The organism is Shewanella woodyi ATCC 51908, from assembly GCF_000019525.1.
Classification (GTDB): Bacteria; Pseudomonadota; Gammaproteobacteria; order Enterobacterales; family Shewanellaceae; genus Shewanella; species Shewanella woodyi.
Window position 1 is genome coordinate 5470441 of record NC_010506.1, and the last position, 15912, is coordinate 5486352.

Below are 15912 nucleotides of genomic sequence, written 5' to 3' on the forward strand. Positions count from 1 at the left end.
AGTGAGTAGCTCTACGGCAACTTTACATGAATCTCAATCAGCCCCGCAAGGCTTTGAGTCTGGCAGCCTGCGTTCCTGGGTCGCTGTCTTTGCTGGTTTAATTGGCGCATTTATGGCGATACTGGACATCCAGATCACTAATGCTTCAATGAAGGAGATACAGGGAAGTTTAGGTGCAACCTTAGAGGAGGGTTCTTGGATAGCAACCGCTTATCTGGTAGCTGAGATGATAGCCATACCTCTCTCAGGCTGGCTAAGCCAAGGGCTTTCAGTTAGACGTTACCTTCTCTGGACAACAGCTTTTTTTATCGGCGCCTCACTCCTGTGTTCAATAGCTTGGAACCTCGAGTCCATGATCGCCTTTAGGGCAATGCAAGGCTTCTTCGGTGGTGCACTTATCCCCTTAGCCTTTCGACTAATCCTCGAGCTACTCCCCGAGAGTAAGCGCGCTATAGGCATGGCGCTTTTTGGGGTAACTGCAACTTTTGCCCCCTCAATCGGCCCCACTTTAGGTGGCTGGTTAACTGAGCAATTTAGCTGGCATTACCTTTTCTATATCAATGTTCCCCCAGGATTAATTGTAATGGGAATGCTCGCCTATGGGCTGGAGAAAAAACCGGTTCTCTGGGACAAACTAAAAAATATCGACCTATCTGGCATAATTACTATGGCGCTAGGAATGGGCTGTTTAGAGGTGGTATTAGAAGAGGGAAACCGTAAAGATTGGTTTGGCTCAGACCTTATCCGTGATCTCACTATTGTCGCCGTAATTAACATCACTCTTTTTGTCTATATCCAGCTAAAAAAAGAGGAGCCACTAGTTAACCTTCGCTTATTAGGTCAGCGTGATTTCGCCATCTCAACCATTGCCTATTTTCTATTGGGTATGGCTCTGTTTGGTGCCATCTACATGATCCCTCTCTATTTAGCACAGATCCACAACTACAGCCCATTAGACATAGGTGAAGTGATCATGTGGATGGGTTTTCCTCAGCTACTGGTACTGCCATTTATACCAAAGCTTATGGAACGATTCGATGGCCGCTACTTGGCAGCATTTGGATTCACCATGTTCTCATTAAGCTATTATATGAATAGCCATATGACAGCAGACTATGCGGGTGATCAGATGATCGCCTCACAAATCGTAAGAGCCTTAGGACAACCATTTATTCTGGTTCCAATAGGGATCATAGCTACCATGCATATTAAACCTCATGAGAATGCGTCGGCCTCAACAGTGCTTAACGTTATGCGAAACTTGGGAGGCGCATTTGGTATCGCACTAGTATCGACCCTAACCGATACTCTCTCAAGAGGTCATCTTGCCCACATAAAAGAGACACTGTCCGCAGTAAACCCAATGGCAAATCAGTACCTAAATCAAACAACGAGCATCTTAGTACAAGCGGGCTCAGATCCCGTAACAGCATCCTCTCAGGCTGCTGTAATGCTTGGAAAAACCATGACTGAACAAGCCTATATCCAAGCTTACAATGATGTATTTTTTATTATCTCTGCACTCCTGCTTATTGCAGTCGTTGCTGTACTCTCGATTAGAAAACCGATAAAAGAGCGATAGATAAAGAGGGCTTTGTAATAAGCTTTTTGTCTGCTCCCGCGTGATGTACACTGGATTTTTCTAGAAAGGAGGTAGATATGCAGTGGAGTGTTCTGACTTTTAAACAGCTCAATCTTGATGAGTTATATGAAGTATTAAAGCTAAGGGTCGATATTTTTATCGTCGAACAGAACTGCCCCTATCCGGAACTGGATAATAAAGACAGAGATCCACAAACTCGTCATCTAATAGGACGAAATACTCAAGGTGATATCGTCGCTTATGCACGTATACTCGCACCAGGAGTGAGCTATCCAGACTCCAGCATTGGCCGAGTCGTTGTTTCAGAGCAAGCTAGAGGTGGCGGAGTAGCCCATACCTTAATGCAGGAAGCCATATCATTGGCGGCTCAATACTGGCCCGAAAATGATATTCAACTAGGCGGGCAGGAGTATCTTAAAGACTTCTATCAAAAACTGGGATTCGACCCTGTATCAGAGGTCTATCTTGAAGATGGTATCCCCCACCTAGATATGCTTTATAAACAGCATTAGCTAAAAAGCGATACCTCACTAAATCATTAACCCTACCTGCCATAACCTTTCTTCGGCACCCCAGTTACTAAGGTATTAATTAATCCTAAACATCAGGTGCCGGAAGTGTCGATTTTCCACGACTGAATGGTCTATTTTGTTCCATACAAAATAAGACATTTCTTCCTTCCCTTAGAAGTCAGATGCAGGAGGTACAAAGCCATGGATGGCTGAAGGTTGAGTAATCCAGGAGCAATAATCAAGAGTAACACAGGAGCTGTTAACTAGGGTGCTAGAGCCGAGAAGCATCATATCAACCTGCATATGAGGTAGCTATTGCACGTACGTGCTTAAGTGAATAAGCCACCTGCAAGTAATGCTGTTAGATACGAGAAAAAGGCTGTTAAGACGTTAATCCCTAAACGCAAAAAAGCCACCTTAATAAGGTGGCTTCTCTACTACTCTTTACGAGTAAATTAGGCGCCTGGAAATGACCTACTCTCACATGGGGAGACCCCACACTACCATCGGCGCGATTGCGTTTCACTTCTGAGTTCGAGATGGGATCAGGTGGGACCACAATGCTATTGTTTCCAGACTAATTGGGTAAATTTAGAAAGCTTAAATAATTGTCTCAAACTTAAATCAAGTTCGTATTCTTTTGTGCTTATGAAGTAATCACACTAGCTACTCATAAAACCCATCTGGGTTGTATGGTTAAGCCTCACGAGTCATTAGTATCAGTTAGCTCAACGCCTCACAACGCTTACACACCTGACCTATCAACGTCCTAGTCTCGAACGGCTCTTTAGAGGAATTTAATTCCTAGGGATGACTCATCTTAGGACTCGCTTCCCGCTTAGATGCTTTCAGCGGTTATCGATTCCGAACGTAGCTACCGGGCAATGCTATTGGCATAACAACCCGAACACCAGCGGTTCGTCCACTCCGGTCCTCTCGTACTAGGAGCAGCTTCCTTCAATCATCCAACGCCCACGGCAGATAGGGACCGAACTGTCTCACGACGTTCTGAACCCAGCTCGCGTACCACTTTAAATGGCGAACAGCCATACCCTTGGGACCGACTTCAGCCCCAGGATGTGATGAGCCGACATCGAGGTGCCAAACACCGCCGTCGATATGAACTCTTGGGCGGTATCAGCCTGTTATCCCCGGCGTACCTTTTATCCGTTGAGCGATGGCCCTTCCATTCAGAACCACCGGATCACTATGACCTACTTTCGTACCTGCTCGACGTGTATGTCTCGCAGTTAAGCTGGCTTATGCCATTGCACTAACCGTACGATGTCCGACCGTACTTAGCCAACCTTCGTGCTCCTCCGTTACTCTTTGGGAGGAGACCGCCCCAGTCAAACTACCCACCAGGCACTGTCCTCAACCCCGATTCAGGGGCCAGAGTTAGAACATCAAAGCTACAAGGGTGGTATTTCAAGATTGACTCCACAAGAACTAGCGTTCCTGCTTCAAAGTCTCCCACCTATCCTACACATGTAGGTTCAATGTTCAGTGCCAAGCTATAGTAAAGGTGCACGGGGTCTTTCCGTCTAGCCGCGGGTATACGGCATCTTCACCGCAATTTCAACTTCACTGAGTCTCGGCTGGAGACAGCGTGGCCATCATTACGCCATTCGTGCAGGTCGGAACTTACCCGACAAGGAATTTCGCTACCTTAGGACCGTTATAGTTACGGCCGCCGTTTACCGGGGCTTCGATCATGAGCTTCTCCGAAGATAACCCAATCAATTAACCTTCCGGCACCGGGCAGGCGTCATACCGTATACTTCCTCTTGCGAGTTTGCACAGTACTGTGTTTTTGATAAACAGTTGCAGCCACCTGGTATCTGCGACTCCCAACAGCTTAGAGAGCAAGTCTCATCACCGTCGGGAGCGTACCTTCTCCCGAAGTTACGGTACCATTTTGCCTAGTTCCTTCAGCCGAGTTCTCTCAAGCGCCTTGGTATTCTCTACCCAACCACCTGTGTCGGTTTGGGGTACGATTCCTACTAACCTGAAGCTTAGAAGATTTTCCTGGAAGCATGGCATCAACTACTTCAGTCCCTTAGGACCTCGTCATCAACTCTCAGCCTAATGTTCACCCGGATTTGCCTAAGTGAACAGCCTACAGCCTTAAACGCGGACAACCAACGCCGCGCTAGCCTAGCCTTCTCCGTCTCTCCATCGCAGTTAGCAGAAGTACGGGAATATTAACCCGTTTCCCATCGACTACGCCTTTCGGCCTCGCCTTAGGGGTCGACTCACCCTGCCCTGATTAACATTGGACAGGAACCCTTGGTCTTTCGGCGAGGGAGTTTTTCACTCCCTTTATCGTTACTCATGTCAGCATTCGCACTTCTGATACCTCCAGTGTGGGTTACCCCTTCACCTTCAACGGCTTACAGAACGCTCCTCTACCGCTTGCACCCAAAGGTGCAAACCCGTAGCTTCGGTGTATTGCTTAGCCCCGTTAAATCTTCCGCGCAGGCCGACTCGACTAGTGAGCTATTACGCTTTCTTTAAATGATGGCTGCTTCTAAGCCAACATCCTAGCTGTCTAAGCCTTCCCACATCGTTTCCCACTTAGCAATAACTTTGGGACCTTAGCTGACGGTCTGGGTTGTTTCCCTTTTCACGACGGACGTTAGCACCCGCCGTGTGTCTCCCGAGTAGTACTCATTGGTATTCGGAGTTTGCAAAGGGTTGGTAAGTCGGGATGACCCCCTAGCCTTAACAGTGCTCTACCCCCAATGGTATTCGCTCGAGGCGCTACCTAAATAGCTTTCGAGGAGAACCAGATATCTCCCGGTTTGATTGGCCTTTCACCCCCATCCACAAGTCATCCGCTCATTTTTCAACATAAGTCGGTTCGGTCCTCCAATTGATGTTACTCAATCTTCAACCTGCCCATGGATAGATCACCGGGTTTCGGGTCTACACCTTGCAACTAAACGCGCAGTTAACACTCGGTTTCCCTACGGCTCCGCTATTCGCTTAACCTCGCTACAAAATGTAAGTCGCTGACCCATTATACAAAAGGTACGCAGTCACGGTCTCAAGAACCGCTCCCACTGCTTGTACGTATACGGTTTCAGGTTCTATTTCACTCCCCTCACAGGGGTTCTTTTCGCCTTTCCCTCACGGTACTGGTTCACTATCGGTCAGTCAGGAGTATTTAGCCTTGGAGGATGGTCCCCCCATGTTCAGACAAGATGTCACGTGTCCCGTCCTACTCGTTTTCACGTAAAGTTAGTTTTCATGTACGGGGCTATCACCCTGTGCCGCTGAGCTTTCCAACTCATTCCACTAACACCCTCTACGCTTAAGGGCTAATCCCCGTTCGCTCGCCGCTACTAGGGGAATCTCGGTTGATTTCTTTTCCTCCGGGTACTTAGATGTTTCAGTTCCCCGGGTTTGCCTCATTAACCTATGTATTCAGTTAATGATACTTACTTATGTAAGTGGGTTTCCCCATTCGGACATCGTTAGCTCAAATGCTTGTTACTAGCTCGCCAACGCTTTTCGCAAGTTACTACGTCCTTCATCGCCTCTGACTGCCAAGGCATCCACCGTATACGCTTAGTCACTTAACCATACAACCCAAATAAGTTTCACAAGGAAACAAACTTTACCAAGCGGGTAAGCTCGGGCGTTGTATCGCAACTAATGGTGTTTACTTTCGCCAAAAGAATACTCATGAATTCATTACCCTAAGGTAAATCGTTCGGCACTTGATTTAAGTGTTTGAGAACTCAATTATTTATTTCGCATTAATCGTTAAATTAATACTATCAGCTTTCCAAATTTTTAAAGAACAAGCATCGCCGTAAAGGCGTGCCACTCGCTCTAACAAGAACAAGTTATCTGTGTGAACACTCAAGCACACGGATGTGCTGTGTGCAATAAACGCACGGATGCAGTTTATTGCCAACTCAGGTATCGAGTTAGTCGTATAGGTAAGGAGGTGATCCAGCCCCAGGTTCCCCTAGGGCTACCTTGTTACGACTTCACCCCAGTCATGAACCACACCGTGGTAAACGCCCTCCCGAAGGTTAAGCTATCTACTTCTGGTGCAGCCCACTCCCATGGTGTGACGGGCGGTGTGTACAAGGCCCGGGAACGTATTCACCGTGGCATTCTGATCCACGATTACTAGCGATTCCGACTTCATGGAGTCGAGTTGCAGACTCCAATCCGGACTACGACCGGCTTTCTGGGATTAGCTCCACCTCGCGGCTTCGCAACCCTCTGTACCGACCATTGTAGCACGTGTGTAGCCCTACTCGTAAGGGCCATGATGACTTGACGTCGTCCCCACCTTCCTCCGGTTTATCACCGGCAGTCTCCCTAAAGTTCCCGACATTACTCGCTGGCAAATAAGGATAAGGGTTGCGCTCGTTGCGGGACTTAACCCAACATTTCACAACACGAGCTGACGACAGCCATGCAGCACCTGTCTCACAGTTCCCGAAGGCACCAATTCATCTCTGAAAAGTTCTGTGGATGTCAAGAGTAGGTAAGGTTCTTCGCGTTGCATCGAATTAAACCACATGCTCCACCGCTTGTGCGGGCCCCCGTCAATTCATTTGAGTTTTAACCTTGCGGCCGTACTCCCCAGGCGGTCTACTTAATGCGTTAGCTTGGGAGCCCAGTAACTAAGTTACCAAACTCCGAGTAGACATCGTTTACGGCGTGGACTACCAGGGTATCTAATCCTGTTTGCTCCCCACGCTTTCGTACCTGAGCGTCAGTCTTTGTCCAGGGGGCCGCCTTCGCCACCGGTATTCCTTCAGATCTCTACGCATTTCACCGCTACACCTGAAATTCTACCCCCCTCTACAAGACTCTAGTTTGCCAGTTCCAAATGCAATTCCCAGGTTGAGCCCGGGGCTTTCACATCTGGCTTAACAAACCGCCTGCGTACGCTTTACGCCCAGTAATTCCGATTAACGCTTGCACCCCTCGTATTACCGCGGCTGCTGGCACGAAGTTAGCCGGTGCTTCTTCTGCGAGTAACGTCACAGCTAACGGTTATTAACCGTTAACCTTTCCTCCTCGCTGAAAGTGCTTTACAACCCGAAGGCCTTCTTCACACACGCGGCATGGCTGCATCAGGCTTTCGCCCATTGTGCAATATTCCCCACTGCTGCCTCCCGTAGGAGTCTGGGCCGTGTCTCAGTCCCAGTGTGGCTGATCATCCTCTCAGAACAGCTAGGGATCGTCGCCTAGGTGAGCCATTACCTCACCTACTAGCTAATCCCACCTAGACTCATCTAATCGCGAAAGGCCCGAAGGTCCCCTCCTTTCCCCCGTAGGGCGTATGCGGTATTAGCAGTCGTTTCCAACTGTTATCCCCCACGACTAGGCAGATATCTAGGCATTACTCACCCGTCCGCCGCTCGACAGCAAAGTAGCAAGCTACTTTCTGTTTCCGCTCGACTTGCATGTGTTAGGCCTGCCGCCAGCGTTCAATCTGAGCCATGATCAAACTCTTCAATTAAAGTTTTTTGTTCTCATCCGATTAAGAATGAAGAACGGCTCAATGAATTATACTGTTTATATAGTGAACCGAACCAAGTTCGATTCTATGAACACTCATTCATCGAGTAATATTTTTGATTGCTTACATCCCGAAGGACAAGAAAGCAATTTCGAATAACTCAACACCTGTGAGTGTCCACACAGATTTCTTGTTTTGAATTGTTAAAGAGCATCACACTATTGTGTGGCCGTTGACGCTTGGTCGTTGGCTTGAGGAGGCGTATTCTACACTCTCCGTGGTTGGCGTCAAGCGCTTATTTGAAGAAGTTTTTCAAGCGATGATTTCTTAATCAGCAGAGTTAACACTCTCGTAAAAAGAAACAAACCCGAAGCCCTTAAAGCGTTTGTCACCTGAATCAAATCTTTGAAGAGTTTTGATTCAACCTCGACTCTTTTTTATAAACAGAGAAGAGGTACCGACTATGCTGCAAGTCCCATTTTATCTAGCGTTTGCTAAGAGCGATTGGCCTGCTGTGCCGTGTCAGTGGATGCGCATTATAGGGATTACTCGAAACTGTGCAAGGGCTTTTTTCAGTAAATATTGATTTATTTTTTATACCTAATATAGACACACAATGCCCACCTATTACCCACAGAGTTATTCACAAAAACAAAATAAACTTCTTTGTTACTTACTGAAAATTCAATAACTCAAATTAGCTTATAGCCTCATAAAGTACCTTGTTTGACGTCCCAGCTCTCGCATATACGACAGTAACCACGAACCCTGACACTTTAACTACACACCACTAAGGCTTTTATTTTCCCTATTTGCAAGTGATCAAATCGCTAGGACATAGCTCTCTACGAATATATGTATGTCCTAGGTATTATCGATTATTTTCCTAACCTGCTTTCAGTAAGCAAAAAGGTTAACTTTTAACGCTTTGGATAAGACATTAGAAGTCACTATGTGTATGACAATGTTATTTACACTACAACAAATGAATTAGGGAGATAAATACAAGAAATATTTGTCATCTAACAACGAGAGAATAACTTCACATATCTGCTTTGATAAACAGGAATGGTCTACCAACACTGATAATACTAATCACGAATAAGCAGTTATCTAATATGAGGAGCATACTTAAACTCTATTCGGATTTGAAAGTTCATAATACTGAAGACATTTTGCTTTATCTAGAGCAGAAAATGGCCACCATACTCCCTTAACTAAACATAGAACGGATATGCAGTTGCTTACAACAGTGTCATCTGGCGAGTCACAGCTTTCAAGGTCATATAGCTCTATCTCAAGTCGATATCTGGTTTCAGTATGAAGCTAGATAGACCAACAAAATACAATGACACGTTTATGGGCCAAGAGAGGAGGTCGTTCAAGAGCTGTTTGGCAGCAACAGTTTAAATATGCCTATTTTTTCGGCGCAGTATGTCCAGCGAATGCTAACACTGAGGCACTTATCACTCCATGGGTCGACAAAGGGATAATGCACCAACACCTAAAGCTTATCTCTCAAGCCCCCCTTCCAGATCGTCACGCTTGTAGTGATTATGGATGGTGCTGGTTGGCATAGTCAGGATCTAGATGATGAGCTTGCTAAGCTGACGATGCTCTAACTTCCTCCCTATTCACCAGAACTTAATCCTATTGAATAAGTTTGGGGTTGATGAGACTGCATCACTTAGCTAATAGGTGTTTTACCGATTATGAGGATATTGTTAAGCAATGCTCACAAGCATGGAATGGCTTTATTAGTGAGATTGATACGGTGAAAAATTAATGCAATCGCTCATGGATAAACCTGACCAGATGATTTTACCGACTGGTATAAGTCAGTGGAGTAAACACTACTTTTTAAAGCCCTAAACGCAAAAAAGCCACCCTATTAAGGTGGCTTATCTACTACTCTAAACGAGTAAAATAGGCGTTTGGAAATGACCTACTCTCACATGGGGAGACCCCACACTACCATCGGCGCGATTGCGTTTCACTTCTGAGTTCGGGATGGGATCAGGTGGGACCACAATGCTATGGTTTCCAAACAAATTCTGTATGCAAAAATGGTGCTGATACCCAGAATCGAACTGGGGACCTCATCCTTACCAAGGATGCGCTCTACCGACTGAGCCATATCAGCATTTTTGCTTTATATCTAATAACGTAGTCTTATGTGATTCACAAAAATATCACTGCTATGCTATTTATAAAATTAGGCGCCTGGAAATGACCTACTCTCACATGGGGAGACCCCACACTACCATCGGCGCGATTGCGTTTCACTTCTGAGTTCGAGATGGGATCAGGTGGGACCACAATGCTATTGTTTCCAGACTAATTGGGTAAATTTAGAAAGCTTAAATAATTGTCTCAAACTTAAATCAAGTTCGTATTCTTTTGTGCTTATGAAGTAATCACACTAGCTACTCATAAAACCCATCTGGGTTGTATGGTTAAGCCTCACGAGTCATTAGTATCAGTTAGCTCAACGCCTCACAACGCTTACACACCTGACCTATCAACGTCCTAGTCTCGAACGGCTCTTTAGAGGAATTTAATTCCTAGGGATGACTCATCTTAGGACTCGCTTCCCGCTTAGATGCTTTCAGCGGTTATCGATTCCGAACGTAGCTACCGGGCAATGCTATTGGCATAACAACCCGAACACCAGCGGTTCGTCCACTCCGGTCCTCTCGTACTAGGAGCAGCTTCCTTCAATCATCCAACGCCCACGGCAGATAGGGACCGAACTGTCTCACGACGTTCTGAACCCAGCTCGCGTACCACTTTAAATGGCGAACAGCCATACCCTTGGGACCGACTTCAGCCCCAGGATGTGATGAGCCGACATCGAGGTGCCAAACACCGCCGTCGATATGAACTCTTGGGCGGTATCAGCCTGTTATCCCCGGCGTACCTTTTATCCGTTGAGCGATGGCCCTTCCATTCAGAACCACCGGATCACTATGACCTACTTTCGTACCTGCTCGACGTGTATGTCTCGCAGTTAAGCTGGCTTATGCCATTGCACTAACCGTACGATGTCCGACCGTACTTAGCCAACCTTCGTGCTCCTCCGTTACTCTTTGGGAGGAGACCGCCCCAGTCAAACTACCCACCAGGCACTGTCCTCAACCCCGATTCAGGGGCCAGAGTTAGAACATCAAAGCTACAAGGGTGGTATTTCAAGATTGACTCCACAAGAACTAGCGTTCCTGCTTCAAAGTCTCCCACCTATCCTACACATGTAGGTTCAATGTTCAGTGCCAAGCTATAGTAAAGGTGCACGGGGTCTTTCCGTCTAGCCGCGGGTATACGGCATCTTCACCGCAATTTCAACTTCACTGAGTCTCGGCTGGAGACAGCGTGGCCATCATTACGCCATTCGTGCAGGTCGGAACTTACCCGACAAGGAATTTCGCTACCTTAGGACCGTTATAGTTACGGCCGCCGTTTACCGGGGCTTCGATCATGAGCTTCTCCGAAGATAACCCAATCAATTAACCTTCCGGCACCGGGCAGGCGTCATACCGTATACTTCCTCTTGCGAGTTTGCACAGTACTGTGTTTTTGATAAACAGTTGCAGCCACCTGGTATCTGCGACTCCCAACAGCTTAGAGAGCAAGTCTCATCACCGTCGGGAGCGTACCTTCTCCCGAAGTTACGGTACCATTTTGCCTAGTTCCTTCAGCCGAGTTCTCTCAAGCGCCTTGGTATTCTCTACCCAACCACCTGTGTCGGTTTGGGGTACGATTCCTACTAACCTGAAGCTTAGAAGATTTTCCTGGAAGCATGGCATCAACTACTTCAGTCCCTTAGGACCTCGTCATCAACTCTCAGCCTAATGTTCACCCGGATTTGCCTAAGTGAACAGCCTACAGCCTTAAACGCGGACAACCAACGCCGCGCTAGCCTAGCCTTCTCCGTCTCTCCATCGCAGTTAGCAGAAGTACGGGAATATTAACCCGTTTCCCATCGACTACGCCTTTCGGCCTCGCCTTAGGGGTCGACTCACCCTGCCCTGATTAACATTGGACAGGAACCCTTGGTCTTTCGGCGAGGGAGTTTTTCACTCCCTTTATCGTTACTCATGTCAGCATTCGCACTTCTGATACCTCCAGTGTGGGTTACCCCTTCACCTTCAACGGCTTACAGAACGCTCCTCTACCGCTTGCACCCAAAGGTGCAAACCCGTAGCTTCGGTGTATTGCTTAGCCCCGTTAAATCTTCCGCGCAGGCCGACTCGACTAGTGAGCTATTACGCTTTCTTTAAATGATGGCTGCTTCTAAGCCAACATCCTAGCTGTCTAAGCCTTCCCACATCGTTTCCCACTTAGCAATAACTTTGGGACCTTAGCTGACGGTCTGGGTTGTTTCCCTTTTCACGACGGACGTTAGCACCCGCCGTGTGTCTCCCGAGTAGTACTCATTGGTATTCGGAGTTTGCAAAGGGTTGGTAAGTCGGGATGACCCCCTAGCCTTAACAGTGCTCTACCCCCAATGGTATTCGCTCGAGGCGCTACCTAAATAGCTTTCGAGGAGAACCAGATATCTCCCGGTTTGATTGGCCTTTCACCCCCATCCACAAGTCATCCGCTCATTTTTCAACATAAGTCGGTTCGGTCCTCCAATTGATGTTACTCAATCTTCAACCTGCCCATGGATAGATCACCGGGTTTCGGGTCTACACCTTGCAACTAAACGCGCAGTTAACACTCGGTTTCCCTACGGCTCCGCTATTCGCTTAACCTCGCTACAAAATGTAAGTCGCTGACCCATTATACAAAAGGTACGCAGTCACGGTCTCAAGAACCGCTCCCACTGCTTGTACGTATACGGTTTCAGGTTCTATTTCACTCCCCTCACAGGGGTTCTTTTCGCCTTTCCCTCACGGTACTGGTTCACTATCGGTCAGTCAGGAGTATTTAGCCTTGGAGGATGGTCCCCCCATGTTCAGACAAGATGTCACGTGTCCCGTCCTACTCGTTTTCACGTAAAGTTAGTTTTCATGTACGGGGCTATCACCCTGTGCCGCTGAGCTTTCCAACTCATTCCACTAACACCCTCTACGCTTAAGGGCTAATCCCCGTTCGCTCGCCGCTACTAGGGGAATCTCGGTTGATTTCTTTTCCTCCGGGTACTTAGATGTTTCAGTTCCCCGGGTTTGCCTCATTAACCTATGTATTCAGTTAATGATACTTACTTATGTAAGTGGGTTTCCCCATTCGGACATCGTTAGCTCAAATGCTTGTTACTAGCTCGCCAACGCTTTTCGCAAGTTACTACGTCCTTCATCGCCTCTGACTGCCAAGGCATCCACCGTATACGCTTAGTCACTTAACCATACAACCCAAATAAGTTTCACAAGGAAACAAACTCTACCAAGCGGGTAAGCTCGGTCGTTGTATCGCAACTAATGGTGTTTACTTTCGCCAAAAGAATACTCATGAATTCATTACCCTAAGGTAAATCCTTCGGCACTTGATTTAAGTGTTTGAGAACTCAATTATTTATTTCGCATTAATCGTTAAATTAATACTATCAGCTTTCCAAATTTTTAAAGAGCGGGCTTAAAAAAGCCAAAGATAAAGTGTTAGTTTATCTTTGGCATCTCTATCCATGAGCATGTATATGGTGGAGTAATATGAGTGGGATCGAACCGCTGTTTAGCGTATTCCCTATCAAACAATCCAACAAGTAAATGGTGGAGCTATGCGGGATCGAACCGCAGACCTCCTGCGTGCAAGGCAGGCGCTCTCCCAGCTGAGCTATAGCCCCATTTACATGCAGTTGAGAATATATCAAGTAACCAATTAGCTATCACTAGTTAAGTGGCGAAGCCAATTCGCATTCTAATCAAGGCAGTTTAATGCGACGTTTAGTTCACCTAAACGAGTATTAAACTAACACAGAGTAGAAAAGAATTGGTGGGTCAGAGTGGACTTGAACCACCGACCTCACCCTTATCAGGGGTGCGCTCTAACCAGCTGAGCTACAGACCCATTCTTTTTGGTCTTTTAACCCTTACTCATCGTTACTTTCTTCATTTCTCAGTCATGTGCTAAAGCACACTCCCTGCGAGACTCATCAAGTGCCTTGATTAAGAATCAAAATCCTCAAAAATACCTTTCGATATATTTCTCTTTCTTTCTATCAAGTAATCTGTGTGAACACTCAGCAAACATCGAGTTAGTCGTATAGGTAAGGAGGTGATCCAGCCCCAGGTTCCCCTAGGGCTACCTTGTTACGACTTCACCCCAGTCATGAACCACACCGTGGTAAACGCCCTCCCGAAGGTTAAGCTATCTACTTCTGGTGCAGCCCACTCCCATGGTGTGACGGGCGGTGTGTACAAGGCCCGGGAACGTATTCACCGTGGCATTCTGATCCACGATTACTAGCGATTCCGACTTCATGGAGTCGAGTTGCAGACTCCAATCCGGACTACGACCGGCTTTCTGGGATTAGCTCCACCTCGCGGCTTCGCAACCCTCTGTACCGACCATTGTAGCACGTGTGTAGCCCTACTCGTAAGGGCCATGATGACTTGACGTCGTCCCCACCTTCCTCCGGTTTATCACCGGCAGTCTCCCTAAAGTTCCCACCATTACGTGCTGGCAAATAAGGATAAGGGTTGCGCTCGTTGCGGGACTTAACCCAACATTTCACAACACGAGCTGACGACAGCCATGCAGCACCTGTCTCACAGTTCCCGAAGGCACCAATCCATCTCTGGAAAGTTCTGTGGATGTCAAGAGTAGGTAAGGTTCTTCGCGTTGCATCGAATTAAACCACATGCTCCACCGCTTGTGCGGGCCCCCGTCAATTCATTTGAGTTTTAACCTTGCGGCCGTACTCCCCAGGCGGTCTACTTAATGCGTTAGCTTGGGAGCCCAGTAACTAAGTTACCAAACTCCGAGTAGACATCGTTTACGGCGTGGACTACCAGGGTATCTAATCCTGTTTGCTCCCCACGCTTTCGTACCTGAGCGTCAGTCTTTGTCCAGGGGGCCGCCTTCGCCACCGGTATTCCTTCAGATCTCTACGCATTTCACCGCTACACCTGAAATTCTACCCCCCTCTACAAGACTCTAGTTTGCCAGTTCCAAATGCAATTCCCAGGTTGAGCCCGGGGCTTTCACATCTGGCTTAACAAACCGCCTGCGTACGCTTTACGCCCAGTAATTCCGATTAACGCTTGCACCCCTCGTATTACCGCGGCTGCTGGCACGAAGTTAGCCGGTGCTTCTTCTGCGAGTAACGTCACAGCTAACGGTTATTAACCGTTAACCTTTCCTCCTCGCTGAAAGTGCTTTACAACCCGAAGGCCTTCTTCACACACGCGGCATGGCTGCATCAGGCTTTCGCCCATTGTGCAATATTCCCCACTGCTGCCTCCCGTAGGAGTCTGGGCCGTGTCTCAGTCCCAGTGTGGCTGATCATCCTCTCAGAACAGCTAGGGATCGTCGCCTAGGTGAGCCATTACCTCACCTACTAGCTAATCCCACCTAGACTCATCTAATCGCGAAAGGCCCGAAGGTCCCCTCCTTTCCCCCGTAGGGCGTATGCGGTATTAGCAGTCGTTTCCAACTGTTATCCCCCACGACTAGGCAGATATCTAGGCATTACTCACCCGTCCGCCGCTCGACAGCAAAGTAGCAAGCTACTTTCTGTTTCCGCTCGACTTGCATGTGTTAGGCCTGCCGCCAGCGTTCAATCTGAGCCATGATCAAACTCTTCAATTAAAGTTTTTTGTTCTCATCCGATTAAGAATGAAGAACGGCTCAATGAATTATACTGTTTATATAGTGAACCGAACTAAGTTCGATTCTATGAACACTCATTCATCGAGTAATATTTTGATTGCTTACATCCCGAAGGACAAGAAAGCAATTTCGAATAACTCAACACCTGTGAGTGTCCACACAGATTACTTGATAAATTGTTAAAGAGCGTTGCACTTAATCGTGCTGCCGTTGACGCTAGGTCGTTGGCTTGAGGAGGCGTATTCTACACTCTCCGTGGTTGGCGTCAAGTGTTAATTTTAAGAAGTTTTTCAAGCGATGATTTCTTATACACTCTCGTATGTAAGGCACATCTAAATAACGACTTAAACACTTTTAACCTGATGAATGCCATTAAGTATTTCATCACACTGTGACCGCAACTTTAGGCTGAAAGCCTGCTGCGTTGTCTCAGTGGTTGCGCATTATAGGCAGTTTAACCCAGAGTACAAGCGCTTTTTTCATAAAAAACGATCTTTTTGCGATCTTTATATATAGCCACAAGCTACACACTA

General features: G+C 47.2%; 2 protein-coding genes, 3 tRNA genes, 7 rRNA genes and 1 pseudogene. 3 read left to right on the plus strand and 10 right to left on the minus strand.

Annotation, left to right across the window (positions count from 1 at the left end; genetic code table 11):
* Position 1: 1 nt before the first annotated feature.
* Both SWOO_RS23155 and SWOO_RS23160 read left to right on the plus strand, forming a co-directional pair.
* Positions 2–1582 carry a DHA2 family efflux MFS transporter permease subunit gene (locus SWOO_RS23155; protein WP_012327099.1) on the plus strand — a complete coding sequence of 527 codons (1581 nt, stop codon included), beginning with the start codon at positions 2–4 and terminating at the stop codon, positions 1580–1582.
* Positions 1583–1659: 77 nt separating this feature from the next.
* Positions 1660–2115 carry a GNAT family N-acetyltransferase gene (locus tag SWOO_RS23160; protein ID WP_012327100.1) on the plus strand — a complete coding sequence of 152 codons (456 nt, stop codon included), beginning with the start codon at positions 1660–1662 and terminating at the stop codon, positions 2113–2115.
* A 461-nt stretch (positions 2116–2576) separates the two neighbouring features.
* On the opposite strand, the gene rrf (SWOO_RS23165) is transcribed toward SWOO_RS23160, so the two are convergent.
* From rrf (SWOO_RS23165) to SWOO_RS23175, 3 genes are all read right to left on the minus strand, one after another.
* Positions 2577–2692: ribosomal RNA gene (gene rrf, locus SWOO_RS23165) — 5S ribosomal RNA — on the minus strand.
* 115 nt (positions 2693–2807) lie between these two features.
* Positions 2808–5702, minus strand: a 23S ribosomal RNA gene (locus SWOO_RS23170).
* A 364-nt stretch (positions 5703–6066) separates the two neighbouring features.
* Positions 6067–7609: ribosomal RNA gene (locus SWOO_RS23175) — 16S ribosomal RNA — on the minus strand.
* 1280 nt (positions 7610–8889) lie between these two features.
* Between SWOO_RS23175 and SWOO_RS26335 the strand changes: the two are divergent.
* A pseudogene (locus SWOO_RS26335) lies at positions 8890–9395 on the plus strand (IS630 family transposase); the annotation flags it as partial.
* A gap of 146 nt (positions 9396–9541) precedes the next feature.
* Here SWOO_RS26335 and rrf (SWOO_RS23185) read toward each other — a convergent pair.
* The 7 genes from rrf (SWOO_RS23185) to SWOO_RS23215 form a co-directional block, all read right to left on the minus strand.
* Positions 9542–9657: ribosomal RNA gene (rrf, locus tag SWOO_RS23185) — 5S ribosomal RNA — on the minus strand.
* Between the two features lie 19 nt (positions 9658–9676).
* A tRNA-Thr gene (locus SWOO_RS23190) sits at positions 9677–9752 on the minus strand.
* A gap of 78 nt (positions 9753–9830) precedes the next feature.
* Positions 9831–9946: ribosomal RNA gene (gene rrf, locus SWOO_RS23195) — 5S ribosomal RNA — on the minus strand.
* A 115-nt stretch (positions 9947–10061) separates the two neighbouring features.
* A 23S ribosomal RNA gene (locus tag SWOO_RS23200) occupies positions 10062–12956 on the minus strand.
* Between the two features lie 359 nt (positions 12957–13315).
* Positions 13316–13391, minus strand: a tRNA-Ala gene (locus SWOO_RS23205).
* A 147-nt stretch (positions 13392–13538) separates the two neighbouring features.
* A tRNA-Ile gene (locus tag SWOO_RS23210) sits at positions 13539–13615 on the minus strand.
* Between the two features lie 200 nt (positions 13616–13815).
* Positions 13816–15358 (minus strand): 16S ribosomal RNA (locus tag SWOO_RS23215).
* Together the 16S, 23S and 5S rRNA genes with 3 tRNA genes alongside form the textbook arrangement of a ribosomal RNA operon.
* Positions 15359–15912 lie beyond the last annotated feature (554 nt).

Excerpts from the sequence above, each read along its gene's own strand:
- SWOO_RS23160 (WP_012327100.1), top strand. The coding sequence starts at position 1,660 with ATGCAGTGGAGTGTTCTGACTTTTAAACAGCTCAATCTTGATGAGTTA.